Here is a 23,112-nt window from a genome sequence, read left to right on the forward strand (position 1 = left end):
CTCCTGGTATCAGTCGCGAATCTCGAAGATCGCTTCGACTTCGACGGCGGCGTTTCCGGGCAGCGTGGCGACACCGATCGCTGTGCGGGCATGGCGTCCGTTCTCTCCGAACAAGGCGATGAAGAGCTCCGATGCACCGTTGATCACCAGCGGCACGTCGTGGAAGCCGGGCGCCACATTCACGAATCCATTCATGCGAACACAGCGCACAACACGACTCATGTCGCCAGCGACGGCATCACTGAGCGAGGCGAGAAGATTGAGCGCACAGGCCTCGGCGGCCCGCTTGCCCGTCGCCAGATCGAATTCGGCGCCCACCTTACCCGGATAGAGGACCTCGCCATCTCGCTCACAGATCTGTCCCGCCAGGAACAGCTGGCTGCCCAGCCGTGACCAGGGCAGAAAGGCGCCGCGGGGGCGCGGAATGGCGGGGAGGGTAAGACCCTGAGCGGCGACGGCCGCGTCAATGGTCTGAGTCATGGGCGTTATTCCTTGTTATCAGTAGTGTCTCGGCGGCGTGCGCCAGGGCCCGCACCGCGATGTCGGCATCCTGACGCTCGATATGCTCGTCGGGGTGATGGCTGATACCCGCTCGGCAGGGCGTGAACAGCATGGCCGTGGGGCAGACATGCGCGAGATGGATGGCATCATGAAAGGCACCCGACACCAGTTCCGGCGCCTCTGCACAGACACTGCCGGCACTCTCGCGAAGCACGGCCAGCAGAGGCTCGGGAAACGCCACCGGCGCCACCCGGGAGGTCACCTCGAGGGTGACGTCACAGCCACTCCACTGCTGCTCGGCCAGGGCATGGAATTGGCGGTCGAGTGCCGCCAGCACCTGGGCGTCGGGATGGCGCAGATCGATGGTGAAGGTGGCCCGTTGGGCGATGGTGTTGACGGCATCGGGCCACACAGAGAACTTGCCGATAGTGAAGCGCAGGTCCTCGTCCTGGTCATGTGTCGCGGCCTTCAGAGCTGTCACCAGCTCATGGGCACCATCGAAGGCATCCCGGCGCGCCAGCCGCGGCGTGGTGCCGGCATGGTTGGCCACCCCGTCCACCTGGATGCGATACCAGTTGACCCCCTGGATCCCGCTGACGACCCCCACCGGCTTGCCCAGTTGTTCCAGCACCGGCCCTTGCTCGATATGGAGCTCGAGAAAGGCGTGCGGTACAAAGGGGGCCGGGCGGTACTCGAGCCCATTTTCTTCAAGCAGCGACAGGCACGCCTGGAGGGCATCGCCAAAGCGCACGCCCTCGCCGTCCAGGGCGGCCACGATCCCGGCATAGTCTCGCTGTCCGGCAAACCAGGAGGATCCCGACGCACCCGGTGCAAAGCGCGCGCCCTCCTCGTTCGTCCAGGCGACGATCTCGAGCGGGCGCGGGTGCTCGATGCCCTGCTCCTGCAAGGTCCTGAGCACGGCCAGACCGGCCAGAACGCCCAGGGCCCCATCATGCGCACCGGCCTCGGGCTGACTGTCCATGTGGCTACCGATCAACAGTGGCGCCAGGGAGGGATCCTGCCCCTCGCGACGCAGGAAGAGGTTGCCCAGGGCATCGTAATAGACCTGGCAGCCAAGCGCCCTGCCCTGTTCGGCGAGCCACAGGCGAGCCTGATTGTCCCGGGCGTCGAGGGCCAGCCGTCGAATTCCCTTGGGCTCGAGGCCCCCGATGGTCGCCAGCGCCTGGACATCGTCCCAGAAGCGTTGCCCATCCAGCGCTTCATGAAGATGCGCGATCTGTGTCATGACGCCTCCTCAGCGGTAGATCAGGTCTGGCAGAACGGTGCTGAACCAGGGGACGTAGGTAATGATCACCAGGGACAACAGCATCAGGCCGATCAAGGGCAGACAGGCCTTGAACACCTCGGGCAATGTCATCTTGGAGATGGCCATGGCAACGAAAAGGTTCAGGCCCACCGGAGGGGTAATCATGCCGACCGAAAAGTTGATCAGCGTGATCACGCCAAAATGGGTCGGGTCTACACCAACCTGTGCGGCAATGGGCTGCAGCAGCGGCGCCAGCACGATGATGGCTGAAGCACTGTCGAGGAAGAAGCCGGCGACGATCATGACCACATTGAACAGCGCCATGACCTGAATCGGGTCTTCGGTCCAGGAGAGCACCTCACCCGCCAGCTGTGTCGGTGCCCCGGTGATGGCCAGCAACCAGGAGAAGGCCGATGCGCCCGCGGTGATCAGCAGCAGGGTCGCCGACATCAGCCCCGCGCTGTTGAGCGTCGACAGTAGGTTCTTCAGGTTGATCTTCCGATAGACCACCATCCCCACGAACAGGCCATACATGCAGGCCACGGCGGCGGACTCGGTGGGGGTGAACACCCCGCTGTAGATCCCGCCGAGCAGGATGACCGGCAGGCCCAGGCCCCAGGCCGCCGCCTTGAAGGCCGAGCCGATCTCGCGCAGCGACGGGAAGGCACTGCGGCCATACCCCTTGAAGGATGCATAGACGATGCAGTAGGCAATGAGGATCGAGGCAATCAGGAGGGCGGGCAACAGGCCGGCGGCGAAAAGACGCCCCACCGAGGTGCCGGTGACCGACCCGTAGATGATCAGCGCGATACTGGGGGGGACGATGGGCCCCAGGGTGCCGGCCGTGGCAATCACCCCGATGGCGAAACGCTTGTCATAACCGGCCGCCACCAGGGCGGGAAACATGATACTGCCGATGGCCACCACCGTGGCCGGGCTCGACCCCGAAATGGAGCCGAAGAAGAGGCAGGACAGCACCGTCGCCGCTGCCAGCCCACCGGGCACCCAGCCTACGAGCGCCTTGGCGAGGTCGATGAGGCGATCCGACAGCCCGCCGATGCGCATCAGTTCGGCCGCAAGGATGAAGAAGGGAATCGCCATCAGCGAGAAGTTGTTCATGCCCGAGAACATGCGCATCGGCACGATGATCGGGTCGGTACTGCCAAAGAACTGGATGGCCAGCATCACGGAAAAGGCCAGCGCCGCAAAGATCGGCAACCCCAGAAGCAGCACCGCGAAGAAGATGGGCAACAAGGCCGTAATCATGGGGAATCCTCGTGGTTGTCACGTAGCGTGGCGTGAGCCCATCACACCAGGTTTTCTTTCTCGGCAGCGAGCTCTTCCGCCATGCTGACGGGGGGCTTACGCCAGACCTCACGGATCAACCAGCAATAGCGAATGATCAGCAATACCCCAGACAGACCGATCGGCAGGTAGACCCAGGCCATGGGCATGCGCATTGCCGGGGACAGCATGCCCCGCTCGAGTGTCAGGGAGAAAAGCTGAAAGCCGAGGTAGGCCAGCATCATGGCAAAGACAATGCCGAGCACCGCGGTGAGGATGTGCAACCAGCGATTGACGGCCGGTGGTGCGAAGGCATTCAACACGTCTACCGAGATATGGGCGCCGTGTCGAACGCCCATGCTGGCTCCGACGAAGCTCATGCAGACAATGGAATAGATCACGACTTCTTCCGCCCAGGAAAGCGAGCTGTTGAAGCCGTAGCGATAGACGACCTGGAAAGTGGTGATGATGGTCGCAATCGACATGAAAGCGACCATCGCCACCTTTTCCAAGCGATCAATGAGCTTATTGAGCGCTTCGAGCATGGCTCAGTACTCGATGCCGACTTCGTCGTAGACCTTGTGCAGGAGCTCAGGCGTCACGATGTCCTTGTACTCCTCATGCACCGGCATGCTGGCCTCGATGAATGCCGCCCTGGCCTCGTCGGTGATCTCGTTGATCGCGATTTCGCCTTCGATCTCCTCGAGAATGCGTCCCTCGTCCTGCAGCGTCAGCTCGCGGGAGGCGTCGCGACCATTGTCAAACGCCTCGACCATGACCTGTTGCAGATCCTCCGGCAAAGAGTCCCAGGCATTCTGGTTCATGACGGCGGCATAAGCATGGTAGGCATGGTTGGTCAGGGACAGATAGTCCTGAACCTCGTAGAAACGCATGGTGTAGATGTTGGCCAGCGGGTTCTCCTGCCCCTCGACGACCCCCTGCTGCAGGCCGTTGTATACCTCGGTGAAGGCCATCGCCGTGGCATTGGCGCCGAGGTTTTCATAGGTCGAGATGATGATCGGCGCCTGCATGGTCCGCATGCGAACCTCGGCAAGGTCTTCCGGGGTCTCGATCGGGCGGACATTGTTGGTGATATGCCGGAAGCCAGCTCCCCAGAAATTCACGCCATACATGTTGTCGTCACTGAGTGTGTCGAGGATCTCTCGCCCCACGTCACCATCGAGCACCTCGACCATGGTGTCGTAGTCAGGCAGCAGGAACGGCAGATCAAGGATCTGCATGCGCGGCTCGAAGTTCCCCAGGGTGGCGGTCGGCGGGATGCCGATATCGACCAGCCCCATCTGGATCTGCTCGATGATCTCGACATCACCCCCCACTTGGGCGGCAGGGAGCACCTCGATACTGATGCGCCCGTCGGACTTCTCCTCTACCTCCTCCTTGAAGCGCAGTGCCGCCTGACCGTTCGGGGTTTCCTCGATCAGTACGTGGGCAAAGGTGAAGTTGAAGTCCGCCGCCTGGGCCTGGCTGATGCCGAAAGATACTGCCGCGATCGCAGCCGCCAGTGATACCTTGGTCAACTTGTTATTCATTGTATGCACCTATCTGTGGTGGTGGGGCCAAGCGCTGGCTTGGCGTCAAGTACCTGTCGAATCGGAACCCCCGACTCAACAGAATCAGGACATCGTTTGTTCGAAGCGAGCCGCCACGCCCTCCGGGCCAACGGAGGAAAGCAGGACAGCCAGGGTCAGACGCGCCTTGCGCGCACTCAAGTCGCTTACGGGGATGGCGCCGTGGGCCTGGAGACTGGCCAGACTCCCGGGGAACTCGTAGCGAGTGTTGACCGGTCCTTCATGGCAGACGGACACCACCGCAATCGGAATTCCCCCCCGCGTTACCTCACCGATGGTCTCCAGCCATGTCGGCGGGACATGCCCGCGGCCGAGGCCCTCTATCACCAGCGCCTGCGCGCCGCTGGCCACCGCGGCCTCGATGAGTTGCGGGCTGGCATCCAGGTAGCTTGCGAGAATGTCGATCCGCGGCAGGCGATCGCCAAGAGATAGCGGCGCTGACCGCCGCGGAAGCTGTGCGAGATGAACCCGCTGGCCATCCACGTACCCCAGCGCCCCTGCATCCGGGGCACCGAAGCCGTTCACCCGATAACTGTTGAGTTTGCGGACGCTGCGTGCGGCAAAAATCGACTCATTGAAGACGACCGCCACGCCGAGGCCTCTTGCTCGGGGGTCAGCGGCAACGGTGATGGCATTGGCAAGGTTGCGGAAGGCGTCAGTGCCCTCCTCGTGCGGGGCACGTTGCGAGCCGGTCATGACCAGGGCGCAGGCGTCGAGCGAGAGCGTGATGTCGAGGAAATGGGCGGTCTCTTCCAGCGTATCGGTGCCATGTGTGATGACGATGCCGATCACATCCGGCTCCTGCTCCAGGGCCTGGCACTGGCGACTGAGCGTGACCAGGTCATCCAGGCTGATGGCATTGCTGGGCTTTTGCAGTATCGAGCGGACCTCGACCTCGAGGTCGGACGTCTGCGGCACGGCCACACGTTCCAGCAGCGACTCGCCTGACATGGCCCCGGACACGTTGCGTCCGTTCCCGCCGGGTGTGCTGGCAATCGTGCCACCTGTCGTGAGCACGATGACGCGCTGTCTGGTCATGGCATAGCACCGAATCTGGTTGTCTCGTGCCCTGATGGGCCTATCAGGCAGGTCTTCTTGACGACATTCTCGTTCCTGAACCTGCCAACTGATGAGACATCTGATGTCTGACGTCTTGGGTCATGCTAGACTCAGCTCATGTCGAGATGCAAGCGCCGTTTGTCACGCACCCACATTGCGCAGAGTGATGTCTCGCCACAAACGACCGGGCTCAGCACGCCAGCGATCCCTGCTCTCGTGACTCAACGACAGCAAGAGACCTTTTGATGAACACCTTGTCCCATGCGGCCGCATCGCCGGAGCAGCAGGAACGCTTCGGCGGCTCACTCGAACGCAGCTCGATCGCCTTTCAGATACTGGAACGGATCAAGTCCGCGCTGATTCGCGGTGACCTCAAGCCGGGTGACTACCTGCCCTCCGAGACCGAACTGACCCACAGCCTGGGCATCGGCAAATCGAGCGTTCGTGAAGCTATCAAGATGCTCCAGGCGATCGGTATCGTGGAGGTCCGGCGAGGCCATGGCACGATCATCCGGCGCGAGCCGGGAGATCCTCTGGTCGATCCCATGGCCTTCGGCATGATCCTGGCGCGCGGTATGACACGCGACGTGCTGGAATTCCGGGCGATGTTCGAACCCGCCTACACCCTCCAGGCAATGGCCAACGCCACTGATGAGGACCATCAGCGCATTCAGCAGGCCATAGACGACATGGCCACGGCGATTGCCAACGGTGAGCAGACGTCGCGCCACGATGTCAGCTTCCATCGCGCCATCCTGCATGCCACCCACAACCCCATGACCATCCGGGTCGGCAGGACGCTACTGGAGCTGATCGAGGCGGCCCTCGAGACGTCGATGCAGACACTGCCGGAAACCGCCCTCAACGATCACAAGGCGATCTATGCTGCCTTCCGGGCGGGTGACGCGGAAGGGGTAAGACGGGCGATCGAACAAAGTGCGGAAAGCTGGGAAACCAACCTGACGTATCGGGATTGAGCCCGACGGCAACCTACTCGCCCAAGTGAACCGGTTGATTCTCGCCGAGGAATTCGATGAGGCGCTCCAGGGGCATGGGACGCGCAAGGTAAAAGCCCTGGAAGAGATCGCAGCCATGCGCCATCAGCACGTCGTGCTGCTCCTCATGCTCGATGCCTTCGGCAACCACCTGCAGACCGAGGTGGTGCGCCATGGAGATGATGCCCTGGATGATCGCCGCATCCTCCGCACTGCGCGTGACCTCACTGACGAAGCTGCGATCGATCTTCACCGTGTCGATGGGCAGGTGCTTGAGGTAGCTGAGGCTGGAAAAGCCGGTCCCGAAGTCGTCGATGGCGACACCCACGCCCATGTCCCTGAGAGAATGAAGGATGTCGATGGCACTCTCGGTATCGTTCATCAGCACGCCTTCGGTCAGCTCCAGGGAGAGTTTCGGTGCCGGCAAGCCGGAGACGGCCAGGGTCTGGCGCAGGTTGCCGAGAAAGCTCGAGCGGCGGAACTGCAGCGGCGAGAGGTTGACCGCGACACTCAGGATGCCCTGCCCTGCCTGGTCGAGCATGCGCAGGTCATGGCAGGCCCTCGAGAGCACCCACTCGCTGATCGGGATGATCTGGCCGGTCTCCTCGGCCAGGGGAATGAACTGTGCGGGCGAGACATAGCCGCGCAGGGGGTTTGGCCAGCGCAACAGCGCCTCCACGCCCACCACCCGCCCCTGGCGATCGATCAACGGCTGATAGTGCAACTCGAAGGCCTGCACATCGATCGCCTCCTGGAGCTCATTGCGCAGCGCGACGCGATCACCCAGCCGATGGGTGATCTCGGGCGTGAACCAATGGTAGGCGTTACGCCCTTGCTGCTTGGCAAGGTACATGGCCATGTCCGCCTGCTGGATGAGCTCGTTGGGCTGGGAGAGCTCCGCATTGCTGACGGCGATGCCGATGCTGCAGGAGAGCGAAAGTTCATGCTCGCCGACCCGATAGGGCCGCGCAATGAGCTCCAGCAGCCGCTCTGCCACCTGCAGCGCCTGCTCCTCATCGTGCAGGTCCGGCAGCAGCACCACGAACTCGTCGCCCCCCAGGCGCGCCAGGGTATCGCCCGCGCGCATCGCCGCGGACAGGCGCTGCGAGACCCCCAGCAGCAGCTGGTCGCCGATGGCATGACCCAGGCTGTCGTTGATCGGCTTGAACTCGTCGAGATCGACGAAAAGCACCGCCAGCAGAAGCCCATGACGCCTGGCGAGCTCGAAATCATGGACCAGCCGATCCTCCAGCAGCGCGCGGTTTGCCAATCCCGTCAGGGCATCGTGGCTGGCATGGTAGGCCAGGCGGGCCTCATAGGCCTTGCGTTCTGAGATATCATGCTGGATGCCCACATAGTGGGTGACCTGCCCTTCCTCGTCGCGCACCGGGGCGATGTAGAGGTCGTTCCAGAAGGGGGTACCATCCTTGCGATAATTGCACAGGGTGACATGCACCTCGCGCTTGAGAGCCAGCTGCTGGCGAACCTGCTGCACCACCGCCATGTCGGTCTCGGCCCCCTGCAGGAAGCGGCAATTTCTGCCGATGACCTCATCGCGTGTGTAGCCCGTCATGCGCTGGAAGGCGTCGTTGGCATAGATGATCGGCAGATCGGGTTCGCCTGCATCGGCGATCAGTACCCCGTTGACGCTGGCCTCCACGCCACGCTCGAGGATTCGCAGTCGGGTCTCGTGTTCCCGGCGTTGCGTGACGTCCTTGGCGATGCCGTAGACCCCTTGGATACGCTCATCGACCACGATCGGCAGGTTGGTGATATCCAGGCGGCGGACCTTGCCATCCCGATGAGGAATCTGCAGTTCATAGCGGCAGGGTTCGCCGGCCGCGGTGGTCTCGAATTTCTGCTGAACATGCGCCAGGTCGTCGGGCTTAAGGAAGTGCGAAAAATGCGCGCCCAGGATCTGCTCGATGGGCAAGCCGGTCAGCGCAGCACAATGCGCATTGGCCGTGGCGAAGTGTCCCCGCAGATCCAGGGAAAACACTGCATCGGGGTTATAGGCGAAGAGCGAGCGGTAGCGCTGCTCGCTCTCCCACAACGACCGCCGGTCCTGCTCCCGCTCCACCGCCAGCGCCACCAGATCCACGGCCTGACGCGTCATTTCCAGTTCGGTAGCGTCCGGCCTGGCCGGACGCCGGTAGTAGGTCGCAAAGGTACCCAGCAACCGACCATCACTGGCGATCACCGGATAGGACCAGCAGGCCTTGAGCCCCTCGTTCGTGGCCAGGGTCCTGAAGCCCTTCCAGCGGGGATCATGGGCGAGGTCCTCGCAGACCACCACCTCACGGCCATGGGCCGAGCTGCCACAAGCGCCCATGCCGGCGGCGATGGGAATCACGCCGATCGCCTCGCGGTAGCCGGCTGGCAGACTCTTACCCGCGACCAGGCGCAGCTCGCGGCCTTCGTCGTCGGCCCGCATGATCGTGCATAGCCCGCCGTGCAGCTGACCCTCGAGCAGGGTGCAGATGGCGTCGAGGGTCTGACCGAGCGGGACTTCCTCGGCAATCATCGCCTGGATGGCGTGTTGCTGCTCGAGTTGGACCCGCGCCGCCATCAGCTGCCGGGAGTGCCCCAGGACCAGGCGTACCATCCCCAGGCTGAAGACCAGCAGATAGGTCAGCGTCAACCCGCCCAGGCCCACGGCTGACGGCACGATAGCGGCCTGCAGCCAGCTCGCCCCGGACGCGGGGTGCACGGAGGGGCTGAGCATCGGTCCCCCCGGCAGACCGATGTGGCGTGCCGCGAAGGTAGGGAACGCCGTCACATCACGGGCGACCCTGCCGGGCGCCGCCAGGGAAAGGATCACCTCGTCATCACGGGCGAGATTGACCTGGAAGCCGCCCAATTGAAGACGCAGCCCACGGGACAGGAGCGCCGCCATGTCCAGCACGGCCACCAGCTGCTGGTCGCGACGCGGTACCGCGATCGCCATGATCGCCAGCCCCGGGGCGCTGTCATCGGGCACGATCATGCGCGGCTGGGGAAAGGGCATCTCCAGCCAGTCGCTTACGCGCGTGGCATCCAGCCATTGCGCCAGCCAGCGCCGTGCCTCATCGCCGCGCGCCCGATGCCAGAGGAGGTCCTGGTCGCTGCCCAGCAGGCCGATGACCTCGAGGCTGGGGGTATCACGCAGGTAGTTGTCCGCATCGCGATTCAGCACGGCGGGTTCCAGGCCAAGAGCCGAGGCATCCAGCCGCTCGGCCATGCGCTGCATCAGCATCAGATGCGATCCCAACACCTGCTCGGCATTGAGGCGAACGTTGTCGAGCAGATGCTCCGCCTGCTGGTTGATCCGCTGTTGCTGCTGCCAGCCAAGCAGGTACCACGCCAGGCTGCTGGCCATCACCCCGGCCAGACCTGCCATGACGGCCGCCCTTCCCAGCTTGAGCTGCCGCTTCACCGTCCTGGCACTCGCCGCCAGCATGGCGCTGCCAAACATCAGCGCGAACAGGGCCACCACCGGCGGAGATGAGGTCATCGCCATCCATCCAGGACCATGCGCCGAGACGACGAGCATCATCGCCAGCACGACGAGCCCGAAGAGCAGCAGCAGGCACCCGCACAGCTGCCACAGCCGGCGCTGCGCCTTCCGCTCGCACGCCACCAATAGACAGGCGGCCAACACCACCAGCAAAAAGGCCAGGAGGGAGGAAACCCGCGGCTCCCCGGACAGCCAGGAGACGCCCGCCTGGCTCCCGCCGAGCAGGGCATTGTGAATCAGGGTGTAGCCCATCAAGGCCAGCAAGCCACCACCTGCCAGAAGGCGCGTGCGCGGCCAGTGCTGCACCACGGCTAGCAGGCCAACACCGGACAAGATGGCGGCCAGCGAGGCATCCGGGACCAGCAGCGTTTGCGGGGAGAAGTGTACCCACTCCAGCATCCCGGCCAGGCCCATCAGCACGAAGGCCACCGACACCATCAGCAGCCAGCTATCCAGGGCGATATCGCGGGTCTTGAACGGCATGAACGGGGTGCTCCCTGCGCGTGGTCAACAATGTATCTGGACGAGCTCGCTCCAGTGGCCTCCTTGTTGCGGTGCTCAAGATGGTGCAGTGCTACGCTTGGGAACACCAGCCTGTGTTCTCATCCAATAGGCTGAGAGCCCTCAACTTACCACTCCCGAGCCATGCTGTTGTCGGCATCCGTCCGGTGGGGCAGCCGGGCAGGGGCCATTGCCAACCGGAAGGATGTTTCGGCAGCTGCCCACTCGACTAATAACCAAAGGCTATTGGAAAAACGCTTTTTTATTCTCTAGTGTATTTTCCCAAAGACTTCACGAACACCGTGACGTCTTCCCTCGTTTCAGCGAAACCACAGGAGCAATCCCATGCTCAAGCGCATAGCCCTTACCGCCATGGCCGCGAGCCTGATGACCGCCGGCAGCCTGGCCCAGGCCGATGAGCATGCTATCAAGGTCGGCATGTCCGGCGGCTACTTCCCCTTCACCTTCGTCGAGCAGGACAAGCTCCAGGGCTTCGAGGTGGATGTCATGGAGGCCGTGGCCGAGGAGATGGACGTCGAGGTCGAGTTCGTCACGGCGAACTTCTCGGGGCTGTTCGGCATGCTCGAGTCCGGTCGAATCGACACCATCGCCAACCAGATCACCATCACCGAGGAGCGGGCCGCGAAGTACGCCTTCACCGAGCCCTACGTCTATGACGGCGCCCAGGTCGTGGTCAAGGAGGGCAATGAGGCGATCCAGGGCGTCGAGGACCTGAAGGGCAAGACCGTTGCCGTCAACCTCGGCTCCAACTACGAAGAACTGCTGCGCGAGCTGCCCTACGCCGACGAGATCGACATCCGCACCTACGAGAGCAACATCGAGCAGGATACCGCCCTGGGCCGCGTCGATGCCTTCGTCATGGACCGGGTGAGTGCCAGCCAGGTGATCAAGGAGAAGCCGCTGCCGCTGGCACTGGCCGGGCAGCCCTTCTCCGAGATCCGCAATGCCCTGCCGTTCCGCGACACCAAGGAGGACCGCGCCCTGCGTGACCGGGTCGACACCGCGCTTTCCAGCCTGCGCGAGTCGGGCGAACTCACGGCCATCTCGGAAGAGTGGTTCGGCACCGACATCACTCGTCCGTGAGGCATTGAGTCGCTCCCATGCCGTTGCTTGATGTCGACTACATGCTGGGGCTGGTGCCCATCCTGCTGCGCTACCTGCCGCTGACCCTGCAGATGGCCGCCGTGGGGATGGCACTGGCCCTGGTACTTGCCTGCGGCCTCGCCGTGATCCGCGTGCTGCGCATCCCGGGCCTGAACGCCGCCACCCTGCTGTTCATCTCCTTCTTCCGTGGCACGCCGCTGCTGGTGCAGCTGTTCCTGTTCTACTACGGCTTGCCCCAGCTGCTGGCCTTCCTGACCCAGATCAACGGCATCACCGCCACCATCATGGGCCTGACCCTGCACTTCTCGGCCTACATGGCAGAATCCATCCGCGCCGCCATCGTCGGGGTCGATCGCAGCCAGACGGAGGCGGCCCTCTCCATCGGCATGACCAACGGCCAGCTGATGCGGCGCATCGTGCTGCCGCAGGCCACGCGTGTCGCGGTGCCGACGCTGATGAACTACTTCATCGACATGATCAAGGCGACCTCCCTGGCCTTCACCCTGGGGGTCACCGAGCTGATGGGCGCCACCCAGAAGGAGGCCGCCGGCAGCTTCCTCTACTTCGAGGCCTTCATCACCGTGGCGATCTTCTACTGGGTCATCGTCGAGCTGCTGGCCTGGTTCCAGCGGCGCCTGGAAACCCGACTCAACGAGGCCTATCGCCGATGATCAAGGTAGAAGGACTCATCAAGCGCTTCGACGGGACTGCCGTGCTCGACGGCATCGACCTGGCCATCGAGCAGGGCGAGATCATCGTGGTGATCGGCCCCTCGGGGACCGGCAAGTCGACGCTGCTGCGCTGCCTGAACTTCCTCGAGCGGCCGGATGCGGGCCGGCTGACCATCGGCGACCTGGACGTCGACGTCACCCGGGCCAGCCGCGCCGACATCCTGGCGGCACGGCGGCGCACGGCCTTCGTGTTCCAGAACTATGCGCTGTTCGCCAACAAGACGGCGCTGGAGAACATCGCCGAGGGGCTGATCGTGGTCAACCGCTGGCCCAAGGCGAAGGCCCATGCCCGCGCCAGGGAGATCCTGGCGCGCATCGGCCTGGCCGACAAGGCCGATGCCTACCCCGCTTCCCTGTCCGGTGGCCAGCAGCAGCGAGTGGGCATCGGCCGCGCCATGGCGGCCCAGGCCGAGGTGATCCTCTTCGACGAGCCGACCTCCTCGCTGGACCCGGAGTGGGTCGAGGAGGTGCTGGGGCTGATGAAGCAGCTCGCCCGTGAGCGCCAGACCATGCTGGTGGTCACCCATGAGATGAGCTTCGCCCGGGACGTGGCGGACCGGGTGATCTTCATGGAGGGTGGTCGCATCGTCGAGCAGGGACCGCCCGGCCAGCTCTTCGGTTCGCCCAAGGATCCCCGCACCCGGGACTTCCTGCGCAAGGTACTGGCGACACAAGTGTCTATCGACTCCCCGACCTGAGCCGAACGCCTGATGGCCGCGTTGTGGGCCCCGGCGGGCTTCCCGTATAGTGTTGGTACACTTTTCCAGGCCCGCGCCCTCCTCGATGCCACAGCCACGCGCCCAGATCCGCCCTCGCCGCCGCCCTCCCCTGCATTTCCTGCCGCTGGGCGGCTGTGGCGAGATCGGCATGAACCTCAGCCTCTATGGCCTGGGTCGTGAAGAGAGGGGTCATGGGGAGAGGGGGCACGCGGAAGAGTGGATCGCCGTGGACTGCGGCATGATGATTCGCCAGGACCTCCCGGACAATCCGCTCCAGGTGCCGGATCTCTCCACCCTGGAGACGCTCGGGATCCGTCCGCGGGCGCTGATCATCACCCACGGCCACGAGGACCATATCGGCGCCGCCGCCTGGCTGTGGCCCAAGTGGGGGTGTCCGATCCACGCCACCCCTCTGGCCGCAGGTCTGCTGCGCGCCAAGTTCGCCGAGCGCGGGCTGGCAACGGACGCCATAAAGGTCATCGAGCCCGGCGAGGCACTGGAGACCGGCCCCTTCACCCTGCGCTTCCTGCCGCTGACCCATTCGATTCCGGAGAGCTGCGCGCTGCTGATCGCCGCCGGCGAGTATCGGGTGCTGCACACCGGCGACTGGAAGCTCGACCCCGAACCGCTGATCGGCCCGGCGATCTCCGCCGCCACCTTCCGCGCCATCGCGCCCGTGGACCTGGTGGTGGGCGACTCCACCAATGCGCCGATGCCCGGCCACTCACGCAGCGAAGGCGAGGTCGCCGAGGCGCTGACCCACGCCATCGCCCGCTGCGAGGGACGCGTGGTGGTGAGCTGCTTCGCCAGCAACCTGGCACGGGTGCTGGCCATCGGCCGCGCGGCCGAGCGTTGCGGGCGCCGGGTCAGCCTGATGGGGCGCTCAATGGAGCGCATGGTGGGCGTGGCACGCCAGCTTGGCTACCTGGACGACCTGCCGCCGCTGGTGCCGGTGAGCGACCTCGGCTACCTGCCGCCGGAGGAAGTGCTGGTGATCGCCACAGGCAGCCAGGGCGAGCCGCGGGCCGCGCTGTCCCGTCTTTCCCGGGGCCGCCATCCCCACTTCGAGCTGATGGCCGGCGATACGGTGATCTTCTCCGCCAAGGCCATCCCCGGTAACGAGCGACTGATCGAGCGGCTGAAGCGTGGGCTGAAGCACTTCAGCGTGGCGATCCTCGACGACGAGAATCACCCCGAGCTGCATGCCTCGGGCCACCCGGCCCAGGACGAGCTGCGCACCTTCTACAGCTGGGTGAAGCCACGCCACCTGCTGCCGGTGCACGGCGAACCTCGCCACCAGCAGGCCCACCAGGCCCTGGCCGAGGAGCTCGGTATACAGGCGCCGCTGGCGCCAGTGAACGGCGACCTGATCCGGCTGGATGCCGGGGGGCTCACCCTGGAGACGCGCCACCCCCAGCAGCCGCATATCATCAGCCAGGATGCGGTCTCCGCCCTGCCCGGCCTGGGCAGCGGCGACGGGGGCCATCGCTCACGCCATGGCAGTCTCTATCTGGCCATCTCGGTGGCTGCCACCGACACCGGCTGGACCCGTATCGGCCGGCTGATGCTGGACGCCAGCCAGACGAGCCCCATGGACGAGACCGCCTTCGGCGACTGGCTGGATGACTGCCTCGAGGAGATCCAGGTGGACTCCCTGGCGGAATTGCGCCTGGCCCTGCAGCCGAGGTTGCTCGGCTGGCTCGCCGATCACCTGCACCGGGTACCCGAGGTGCACCTGCAGATACTGGCGGTGGAAGCCGAGATGCTGGGGAAGTAGAACGGAGAAGTCTTGGGTGCCGTCAGTTCGACGCTGCGACTCGATCTAACCCGAGCCTTCGCGGTGCAAGTCGCGACGTAGAATCGTTCGCTCCCACAGCGCCACTAAGCCGGATCGGAAACTGTGGGAGCAACGGTTCGGCGCTCCGACTTCAGATCGCGATGAGCAGGTCAGGAGTCGCGAAGCAAGTCGATCAGAAGAAAGAGCCCCACCCTCACGCATTTCCACTACAGCAAGGGCGGGTTAAACGCCTCAACCCTTATTGGCGTTGGCATTCTTCGGCGGACGACCGCGCTTGCGCTTGGGCTGTTCGGTCACCAGGTCGTCCAGGGAAAGGCCGGCTTCATTGATCTGTTCGCGGATCTCGGCGAGTTTCCTGGCTTTCTCGGCTTCCTCTTCCTGGCGCTGAACTTCCTCGTCCTTCTTCTGCTCGATCACCTCACCGATGACCTCGGCCAGCTTGTGAAGCTGTTCCATGCTCAGCTGGCGTGCCGCAGCACGAGCCACGTTCTTGTTGCGGGCGATGCGCTCCAGGGATTCGCTGGACATTGGCGGTCTCCATGCCGAATGTTGGACAGTTGCGTTGTGTAATGACACGTCAAAAGTATATGCACTCGCGTGACATTGGCAAGAAAAGTCGCGGGAAAAATCGACAGAAAGAAAGGTTCTTCGCACCTTGGCGTGATGCTGTTCAACAGGCAAGGAAGCAGGCTGCCTTTCTGTGGGAGCGATCTTCAGATCGCGAATGGAGGCCGGAGGCCTCCCGTATTAGGCACTCTGCTCGGGGCGCCGGTCGGCGCCATTCGCGCAATGAATTGCGCTCCCACGAGGGCACTTCGCCTCGTTCACGCCAAAATGCGATCATCCAAAAGAAAGGGGAAATTGCCGCACGCCGAAGCGGACAGCCGAGCGTGATTCGCGAAATGCCGGCAGGATTTCTCTCGCCCACACGCAGACGGGCGACATCGTGATGTCGCCCGTTGCGTCCTGATGCCGGCTTCCGCCTGGCTATGGTGACGTCTCAGCCACCGGTCATGTTCATGAAGCGTACCACCTGGACGTCGCCATCGGTGGTGAAGTGATGACGCTCTGGCTTGAGCGGCATGGCGCGCACGATGGCATGCTTGAGCGCCTCCATATCGCCGGGGTGGCGACGCAGCACGGCGCGCAGGTCCACGGAGTGCTCGTTGCCGAGGCACAGCAGCAGGCGCCCCTCCACGGTGACGCGAACCCGGTTGCAGGTGTCGCAGAAGTTGTGGCTGTGGGGCGAGATGAAGCCGACCCGGGATTCGCTGTCGGGCATCATGAAGTAGCGCGACGGCCCGAGGGTCGACTCGGTGGTGGGAATCAGCTCGTGGCGGGTCTCGATCCGCTCCTGCACCTCGTCGCTGGAACAGAAGGTCTCGGCACGGGAGTGGTCCGACACGTCGCCCAGGGGCATCTCCTCGATGAAGCTGATGTCGAGGCCCTCGTCACGGGCGAAGTCGACGAGATCCAGCACCTCGTCATCGTTTCGCCCCTTGAGGATCACGGCATTGAGCTTGATGCGCTCGAACCCGGCATCCCGCGCGGCACGAATGCCGTCGATCACCTTGTGCAGGTCACCGGTGCGGGTGAGCCGACGGAAGCGGTCGGGATCCAGGGAATCGAGGCTGATATTGAGTCGCTTGAGCCCCCCCTCGCGCAGGCGAGAGGCGAACTTGGGCAGGCTCGCGCCATTGGTGGTCATGGCAAAATCCTTGAGCCCCGGCAGCGCGCCGATATCCGCGACGAGGCGATCGATGTCACGCCGCACCAGGGGCTCGCCCCCGGTCAGGCGGACCTTCTCCACGCCCATCTCGGTAAAGGCGCGAGCGACCATCGCCAGTTCCTCCAGGGTCAGCACCTGGGCACGCGGCAGGAAGGTCATCTCCTCGCTCATGCAGTAGACGCAGCGGAAATCGCAGCGATCGGTGACCGAGATGCGCACGTAGCGCACTCGCCTGCCGAAGTCGTCGATCAGCTCATCGGTCATGAAGACATCTCCCAGCGACGGGCATCATGATGGTCCCCGTCGCGCTCCGAAACCCAGTAGTCCCCGCTGGCGGTGTGCTCCTTCTTCCAGAAAGGGGCGCGGGTCTTGAGGTAATCCATGATGAAGTCGCAGGCCTCGAAGGCGGCGCGACGATGCGCGCTGGCGACCACTACCAACACGATAGGGTCTGCAGGCGTGAGGCGTCCAATCCGGTGGATCACGGTCACGCCCTGCAGCGGCCAGCGGGACTCGGCCTGCTCGACGATCTCGCCGAGGGCCGTCTCGGTCATGCCCGGATAGTGTTCCAGGGTCAGCGCCTGAACCTCGGGACGCTCGTTGAAGTCACGCACCAGGCCGGTGAAGCTCACCACCGCCCCGATGTCGCTGCGCCCCTCGAGCAGGGCGCGCTGTTCAACGCCGACATCGAAGACGCTTTCCTGCACGCGGATCATGGCTAGCCTCCGGTCACCGGGGGAAAGAAGGCGACCTCGTCGTTGTCGGTCAGCGGCGTGGCATCCCCGGCCATCACCTGATTGACGGCACACAGCACGCGCCCCTGGTCGAGGCCCTCGAAGCGAGGATCCAATGCCTTGAGCGCCGTCTTGAGGCCAGCCACGTCGGAGCTCGGCAGGCGGTCAACCGGCACCGAGACATCGCCGACCCCGAGGCGCTCGCGCAGCTCGGCCAGGCACTTGACGCGGATGCAGGGGGCGGCGATGTCGCAACGCTGCCCCACCGAGACCTCGCCGGAGGCCCCCTCGCCGGTGACGATGGGCGACGCGGCGGACTCGATGACGGAGGGAGCCACCGCTCGCTCTCCCCGGGCCTCCTCGCGACGATAGTCACCGGACTTGCCGCCGGTCTTGGTGTCGAGGTGGATGGCGCCGATCTCCATGCCCTTGTCCACGGCCTTGCACATGTCATAGAGGGTCAGGCAGGCCACCGAGACCGCGGTCAAGGCCTCCATCTCCACCCCGGTCCGCCCGTTGAGGCGGCAGGTGGCGGTGACATGGACACAGGATTCGACCTCGTCGAGCTCGAAGTCGATGGTGACCTTCGACAGGGCCAGGGCATGGCAGAGCGGGATCAGCTCGTGGGTGCGCTTGGCGGCCTGGATGCCGGCGATACGCGCCGTGGCCAGCACGTCGCCCTTGGGCAGGCCGCCCTCGGCGAGCAGCGCCAGGGTCTCGGGCTGCATGCGGATGAGGCCCGAGGCGCTGGCCTCGCGGCGGCTTTCAGGCTTGTCGGCGACGTCGACCATGTGGGCCTCGCCGCGGGCATTGAGATGGGTCAGGGACGGGTTGGTCAGAGGCATGGGGGTCAGCGTCTCATGGCAGTCGATAAAGGGGTTGAATGCTCACCGTGTCGCCCGAGGCCACCCCCTCGCGGTCGTCGGTGAGCTCGATCAGGCAGTTGGCGGCCACCATCGAGGAGAGGATCCCGGAACCCTGGGCCCCGGTGCTGCACACGTGCAGGCGACCCTCGGCGTCGGCGTGGTAGCGGCCGCGCAGGTAATCGGTGCGCCCGAGACGGCTCTTCAGGGCCTCGTCGGCGATGGCGACCAGCCGCTCGGGCTCGTGCACCGGCTTGCCTTGCAACTTGGACAGCAACGGCGCCACGAATTGCAGAAAAGTGACCATCACCGCCACCGGGTTGCCGGGCAGCCCCAGGAAGGTCACACCGCGCTCGCCCAGCAGACCACAGGCCAGCGGGCGCCCGGGACGGATGGCGATGCGCCAGAAGGCCAGGCGGCCGACTGCCTCCAGAGCCGCGCGGGTGAAATCGGCATGGCCCACCGACACGCCGCCGCTGGTGATCACCATGTCGGCCTGCCTGGCGGCATCGCCCAGGGCCGCAATCATGGCCTCCCGGTCGTCGGGGAGGATACCCAGGTCAATGACGTCGGCACCCTGCTCGGCCAGCAGGCCGGCCAGGGAATAGCGGTTGGCATCGAAGATGCCCGCCGGCGGCAGCGCCTCCCCCGGGGCGGTGACCTCGTCGCCGGTGGAGAAGATCGCCACTCGCGGGCGGCGATGCACGCTTGCATCAACCAGCCCCAGGGAAGCCAGCAGGCCCAGCTCGGCCGCCCCCAGCCGGGTCCCGGCACGCAGCGCCGTCTGGCCCCGAGAAATGTCCTCACCGGCCTGGCGGACGTGCTGGCCACGCCTGACGCGCTCCGGCTGGTGCACCACCACCGTCTCGCCTCCCTCCTCGAGCTGCTCGAGCATGATCACGGTATCGGCCCCCGGCGGGAGTGGCGCCCCGGTGGTGATGCGTACGCACTCGCCCTCTCCCGGCGCCTCCTCGAGGCGGCTGCCGGCCAGCACCTCACCGATGACTCGCCACTCGCCGGGCCACTCGTCGTCTGTTGGCCAGGCCAGGGCGATGCCGTCCATGGCGGCATTGGTGTTCTGCGGCACGTCGATGGGCGAGATGACGTCCTCGGCCAGCACCCGGCCGTGGAGGGCGGCCAGCGCCACCCGCTCGGCAGGCAGCGGTGCCTCGACGAGGCCGGCCAGGCGGGCGCGGGCTTCCGCCACCGGCAGCATGCGCTCGCCGAGATCGAAGCAGGAGAGCGTCATGGCGCGGCCTCCTCACGGGTGCGCTTGCGGGGCCGCTGACTGGCCGGCCAGCGGGCGGGCCAGGCGGCAATCCAGTCGGTGAGGGCCTCGAGGTCATTGAGGTCCAGCGCCTCGACCCCCTCGGGCAGCGCGAGACTCGCGTCACTGGCCACGGCGCGCACCCACCGGTCCTCGGCGACGCGCAGCGATTTGCCCACCTCGGGGCGATGGAGCTCGAGCTTGGGCAGCGGCCAGGCCTTGAAGCCCTCCACCACTACCAGGTCGGGATGCTGGGGACGCACCATGTCGATGAGCTCGGCGAGATCGGCCTCCTCACGCCCGGGGGTCTCCATCATCAGCGCCACCCGGGCGCGGGAGGCCACCAGCATCGGCGAGGCACCGGCCTGGCGCAGGCGGTGGCTGTCCTTGCCGGGCTGGTCGACGTCGAAGGCGTGGTGGGCATGCTTGATCACCGCCACCCGCAGGCCCCGCTCGCCGAGGCGCGGCAGCAGCTGCTCCAGCAGGGTGGTCTTGCCGGTACCGCTCCAGGCGGCGATGCCGAGCAGTGGCAGGTCGTCGTCGAACGACAGGCTCTCGGGTACGCCATCGCTCATGGGCTCAGGGGCTCCTTCTCTCCTCCGGTGCCCGAGTCTCCCTCGCTCAGGGCGTGCTCGAGCCGCTGCTTCTCGTCATCGGTATTGAGGTTGGCGAAGGCGTCCGGACAGTCGCTGACGTCCACCCGGCACCAGGCGTGGCGGGCGTACCAGCGGTCGATCTTGCGCTCGCCGTCGGCCAGCGCCGCCGCCAGGTCATCCACCAGGGCGGTGCGGATCAGCGCCACCACCGGATGCAGCCGCTCGCCGTCGAAGGCCACGGCGATATCGCACTCGCCCTGGTTCTTGTCAGCAGCGGCCGCCAGGCGCGTCACCATCCGATCCACCATCCGCTCCACCAGATCATGGGGCAAGGCCGGGGTGTCGCAGGGCACCACTAGCAGCCAGGGGGTGTGCGCGGCCCGCAGGCCGCTGTAGATGCCCATCAGCGGGCCCTGGAAGCCGCCTTCGGCATCCTGGATCACGCGATCGGCCAGCGGTGCATAGGCCTCGGCATTGCGGTTGGCGTTGATCAGCACCTCGGCGACCCGTCCCGCCAGGCGCTCGCGAACATGGGCCACCAGCGGGCGTCCAGCGAAGGGTTCGAGCCCCTTGTCGCGACCGCCCATCCGGCGCCCCTGGCCGCCGGCCAGGATCAGGCCGGTCAGCTCGTCTCGGGTGATCATGTAGGCTCCTGACGAATCGGTCATGTCGTGAGTCATGATGCCTCAGCATGGCGGCGGGTGCCATGCCGGGCGTCCACGCTGGCCCCCTGCCCTGACACCGGTCAAGCCGTGGCTTATCCCCGTGCCTCCAAGGAGGTACACTATGTTGAAAATATTCCACGAATGCGGCAATCACCGCGGTAAGGACCGACCCATGGAAGAGGCATTCGACGTAGGCGCCCGGCTCAAGCAGCTGAGGCTTTCGCGCGGGCTGTCACAGAGAGAGTTGGCCAAGCGGGCCGGCGTCACCAACAGCACCATCTCGCTGGTCGAGCAGAACAACGTCAGTCCGTCGGTAAGCTCGCTGAAGAAGATACTGGACGCCCTGCCGGTGTCGATCAGCGCCTTCTTCGCCGGCGACGAGCCCAGCCAGCCGCAACCCTTCTATCGCCGGGACGAACTGACCGATATCGGCGATGGCAGGCTTTCCTGGCGGTTGGTGGCCGCCCGACGCCCCGACCGGCGCATGTCGATCATCCACGAGCACTACCCGCCCGGGGCCGACAGTGGCGAGGAGATGCTGGAGCACGACGGCGAGGAAGGCGGCGTGGTGATCTCGGGACAGATCGAGATCACCGTCAACGGCGAGGTGGGGGTACTGGGCGCGGGCGACGCCTACTACTTCGACTCCCGCCTGCCCCACCGCTTCCGAAACCCCGGCGACGAGGAGTGCGTGATCGTCAGCGCCAGCACCCCGCCGACCTTCTCCGACGCGGGCCAGGAGCAGCACCACGCCTGAGCGGACTCACTCCTCCTCGGCGCGGGGCAGCACCCAGTTGAGGACGATGCCCACCAGGGCGGCGAGGCTGACCCCCTGCAGGGTGAACTGGCCATTGCCGAATTGCATGCCGCCGATGCCGAAGACCAGCACCAGCGAGACCACCACCAGGTTGCGCGGCGCGGTGAGCGGCTTGCCGGCGCGCACCAGGGTGTTCATGCCGACCACGGCGATGGAGCCGAAGAGCAGGGTCATGATGCCGCCCATCACCGGCCCCGGGATGGTCTGCAGCAGCGCGCCGAGCTTGCCGACGAAGGCCAGGACGATGGCGATGCAGGCGGCGACCACCATGATCCTGGGGTTGAAGGCACGGGTCAGGGTCACGGCCCCGGTGACCTCGGAGTAGGTGGTATTGGGCGGTCCGCCGAAGATCGCCGCCGCGGTGGTGGCCAGGCCGTCGCCCAGCAGGGTGCGATGCAGGCCGGGCTTCTCCAGGTAGTTCCTGCGCGTCACCGAGCCGATGGCGACCATGTCACCGATATGCTCGACCGCCGGAGCAATGGCGACCGGAATCATGAAGAGGATCGCCGCCCAGTGGAAGCTCGGCGCGGTGAACGACGGCAGCGACAGCCAGGCCGATTCCTGCACCGGGGTGAAGTCCACCACTCCCATCACCAGCGCCAGCACATAGCCCGTGACGATACCGCCCATGATCGGGATCAGGCGGATCAGGCCGCGACCGAACACCGCCAGCACCAGGGTGACCAGGAGGCTTGCCATGGAGAGGAAGATCGCCGCGCCGTAGCCGATGTTGTCACTGGTCTCGCCGGTGGCCATGTCCACCGCCACCGGGGCCAGGGCCAGGCCGATCACCATGATCACCGGCCCCACCACCACCGGGGGCAGCAGCCGATGCAGCCAGGCGGTGCCCTTGAGGCGCACGAACTGGGAGATCACGACGTAGACCAGGCCGGCGGCCATCAGCCCACCCAGGGTGGCGGGAATACCGTAGTTCGCCACCGAGCCCTGGATGGGGGCGATGAAGGCGAACGACGAGGCCAGGAAGACCGGCACGCTGACCCGGGTCACGCCATGGAAGATCAGGGTGCCGATGCCCGCCGTGAACAGCGCCACATTGGGATCCAGGCCGGTAAGCAGCGGCACCAGCACCAGGGCGCCAAAGGCCACGAAGAGCATTTGCGCCCCGGTCAGCAGGGTGCGTAACGAGGAGTCGGTGGGCATGGCGGCCGCCGCCGAGTTGTCGGTCATGGTCCAGGGCTCCGGAAAGGTCAAGGGGAAGGAATCGCGCGGCATTCTACCAGCCTGGCTGCTCCTTGGGTGCCCTGGTTGCCTTGCATCGCCTCCCTTCTCAATATCATCGCACCCTCTTGCTAAGGCTCCGACAGTATCCTGTGGGAGCGCAATTCATTGCGCGAATGGCGCCGACAGGCGCCCTG

21 protein-coding genes are annotated in these 23,112 nt (G+C 65.4%); 6 read left to right on the forward strand and 15 right to left on the reverse strand.

Going from position 1 to position 23,112, the window contains the following annotated elements; all coding sequences use genetic code 11:
- Positions 1 to 9 precede the first annotated feature (9 nt).
- The 6 genes from P8934_RS10425 to P8934_RS10450 form a co-directional block, all read right to left on the reverse strand.
- Positions 10 to 480, reverse strand: coding sequence for a RidA family protein (locus P8934_RS10425; RefSeq protein ID WP_278030973.1), 471 nt, complete (start codon positions 478 to 480; stop codon positions 10 to 12).
- Positions 464 to 1,747 (reverse strand): M20 family metallo-hydrolase, encoded by a 1,284-nt coding sequence (locus P8934_RS10430; RefSeq protein WP_278030974.1) that lies wholly within the window; start codon positions 1,745 to 1,747, stop codon positions 464 to 466. The genes P8934_RS10425 and P8934_RS10430 overlap by 17 nt, the downstream gene beginning before the upstream one ends.
- 9 nt (positions 1,748 to 1,756) lie before the next feature.
- Positions 1,757 to 3,034, reverse strand: coding sequence for a TRAP transporter large permease (locus P8934_RS10435; protein ID WP_278030975.1), 1,278 nt, complete (start codon positions 3,032 to 3,034; stop codon positions 1,757 to 1,759).
- A gap of 41 nt (positions 3,035 to 3,075) precedes the next feature.
- Positions 3,076 to 3,597: a TRAP transporter small permease gene (locus P8934_RS10440; protein WP_133633735.1), complete on the reverse strand. Its 522-nt coding sequence runs from the start codon at positions 3,595 to 3,597 to the stop codon at positions 3,076 to 3,078.
- 3 nt (positions 3,598 to 3,600) lie between these two features.
- Positions 3,601 to 4,602 carry a TRAP transporter substrate-binding protein gene (locus tag P8934_RS10445; protein WP_278030976.1) on the reverse strand — a complete coding sequence of 334 codons (1,002 nt, stop codon included), beginning with the start codon at positions 4,600 to 4,602 and terminating at the stop codon, positions 3,601 to 3,603.
- Positions 4,603 to 4,686: 84 nt separating this feature from the next.
- Positions 4,687 to 5,679 (reverse strand): asparaginase, encoded by a 993-nt coding sequence (locus P8934_RS10450; protein ID WP_278030977.1) that lies wholly within the window; start codon positions 5,677 to 5,679, stop codon positions 4,687 to 4,689.
- Between the two features lie 266 nt (positions 5,680 to 5,945).
- Here P8934_RS10450 and P8934_RS10455 point away from each other — a divergent pair, with 266 nt between their 5' ends.
- Positions 5,946 to 6,677 carry a FadR/GntR family transcriptional regulator gene (locus P8934_RS10455; protein ID WP_278030978.1) on the forward strand — a complete coding sequence of 244 codons (732 nt, stop codon included), beginning with the start codon at positions 5,946 to 5,948 and terminating at the stop codon, positions 6,675 to 6,677.
- Positions 6,678 to 6,690: 13 nt separating this feature from the next.
- On the opposite strand, the gene P8934_RS10460 is transcribed toward P8934_RS10455, so the two are convergent.
- Positions 6,691 to 10,674, reverse strand: a complete 3,984-nt coding sequence (locus tag P8934_RS10460) for an EAL domain-containing protein (protein ID WP_278030979.1) — start codon at positions 10,672 to 10,674, stop codon at positions 6,691 to 6,693.
- A gap of 390 nt (positions 10,675 to 11,064) precedes the next feature.
- On the opposite strand from P8934_RS10460, the gene P8934_RS10465 reads away from it, so the two are divergent.
- From P8934_RS10465 to P8934_RS10480, 4 genes are all read left to right on the forward strand, one after another.
- On the forward strand, positions 11,065 to 11,796 hold the full coding sequence (locus P8934_RS10465; RefSeq protein ID WP_278034024.1) for an amino acid ABC transporter substrate-binding protein: 732 nt from the start codon (positions 11,065 to 11,067) through the stop codon (positions 11,794 to 11,796).
- A gap of 17 nt (positions 11,797 to 11,813) precedes the next feature.
- On the forward strand, positions 11,814 to 12,488 hold the full coding sequence (locus tag P8934_RS10470; RefSeq protein WP_133633725.1) for an amino acid ABC transporter permease: 675 nt from the start codon (positions 11,814 to 11,816) through the stop codon (positions 12,486 to 12,488).
- Positions 12,485 to 13,246 carry an amino acid ABC transporter ATP-binding protein gene (locus P8934_RS10475; RefSeq protein ID WP_278030980.1) on the forward strand — a complete coding sequence of 254 codons (762 nt, stop codon included), beginning with the start codon at positions 12,485 to 12,487 and terminating at the stop codon, positions 13,244 to 13,246. Before P8934_RS10470 ends, P8934_RS10475 begins: the two co-directional genes overlap by 4 nt.
- A gap of 85 nt (positions 13,247 to 13,331) precedes the next feature.
- The gene (locus P8934_RS10480) at positions 13,332 to 15,044 is read left to right on the forward strand and encodes a ribonuclease J (RefSeq protein WP_278030981.1); all 1,713 of its coding nucleotides are present in this window, start codon (positions 13,332 to 13,334) and stop codon (positions 15,042 to 15,044) included.
- A 252-nt stretch (positions 15,045 to 15,296) separates the two neighbouring features.
- On the opposite strand, the gene P8934_RS10485 is transcribed toward P8934_RS10480, so the two are convergent.
- From P8934_RS10485 to mobA, 7 genes are all read right to left on the reverse strand, one after another.
- Positions 15,297 to 15,593, reverse strand: coding sequence for an H-NS family nucleoid-associated regulatory protein (locus tag P8934_RS10485; protein WP_106231963.1), 297 nt, complete (start codon positions 15,591 to 15,593; stop codon positions 15,297 to 15,299).
- A 472-nt stretch (positions 15,594 to 16,065) separates the two neighbouring features.
- A complete protein-coding gene (gene moaA, locus P8934_RS10490) occupies positions 16,066 to 17,058 on the reverse strand; it encodes a GTP 3',8-cyclase MoaA (protein WP_278030982.1) in 993 nt (330 codons plus the stop codon).
- Entirely contained in the window at positions 17,055 to 17,510 is a 456-nt protein-coding gene (moaE, locus tag P8934_RS10495) for a molybdopterin synthase catalytic subunit MoaE (protein WP_278030983.1), read from the reverse strand. The genes moaA and moaE overlap by 4 nt, the downstream gene beginning before the upstream one ends.
- Positions 17,511 to 17,512: 2 nt before the next feature.
- Positions 17,513 to 18,373, reverse strand: a complete 861-nt coding sequence (moaC, locus tag P8934_RS10500) for a cyclic pyranopterin monophosphate synthase MoaC (RefSeq protein WP_278030984.1) — start codon at positions 18,371 to 18,373, stop codon at positions 17,513 to 17,515.
- A gap of 13 nt (positions 18,374 to 18,386) precedes the next feature.
- Positions 18,387 to 19,640, reverse strand: a complete 1,254-nt coding sequence (gene glp, locus P8934_RS10505; protein ID WP_278030985.1) for a gephyrin-like molybdotransferase Glp — start codon at positions 19,638 to 19,640, stop codon at positions 18,387 to 18,389.
- A complete protein-coding gene (gene mobB / locus P8934_RS10510) occupies positions 19,637 to 20,233 on the reverse strand; it encodes a molybdopterin-guanine dinucleotide biosynthesis protein B (RefSeq protein ID WP_278030986.1) in 597 nt (198 codons plus the stop codon). The genes glp and mobB overlap by 4 nt, the downstream gene beginning before the upstream one ends.
- Positions 20,230 to 20,898, reverse strand: a complete 669-nt coding sequence (mobA, locus tag P8934_RS10515) for a molybdenum cofactor guanylyltransferase MobA (RefSeq protein ID WP_278030987.1) — start codon at positions 20,896 to 20,898, stop codon at positions 20,230 to 20,232. The genes mobB and mobA overlap by 4 nt, the downstream gene beginning before the upstream one ends.
- Before the next feature lie 193 nt (positions 20,899 to 21,091).
- Between mobA and P8934_RS10520 the strand changes: the two genes are divergently transcribed.
- Positions 21,092 to 21,676 carry a cupin domain-containing protein gene (locus P8934_RS10520; protein ID WP_133633705.1) on the forward strand — a complete coding sequence of 195 codons (585 nt, stop codon included), beginning with the start codon at positions 21,092 to 21,094 and terminating at the stop codon, positions 21,674 to 21,676.
- 6 nt (positions 21,677 to 21,682) lie between these two features.
- Here the strand turns inward: P8934_RS10520 and P8934_RS10525 are convergent, their stop codons facing one another.
- A complete protein-coding gene (locus tag P8934_RS10525; RefSeq protein WP_278030988.1) occupies positions 21,683 to 22,924 on the reverse strand; it encodes a uracil-xanthine permease family protein in 1,242 nt (413 codons plus the stop codon).
- Between the last annotated feature and the right edge of the window lie 188 nt (positions 22,925 to 23,112).

It is taken from the genome of Halomonas sp. CKK8 (assembly GCF_029625235.1).
Taxonomy (GTDB): domain Bacteria; phylum Pseudomonadota; class Gammaproteobacteria; order Pseudomonadales; family Halomonadaceae; genus Halomonas; species Halomonas ventosae.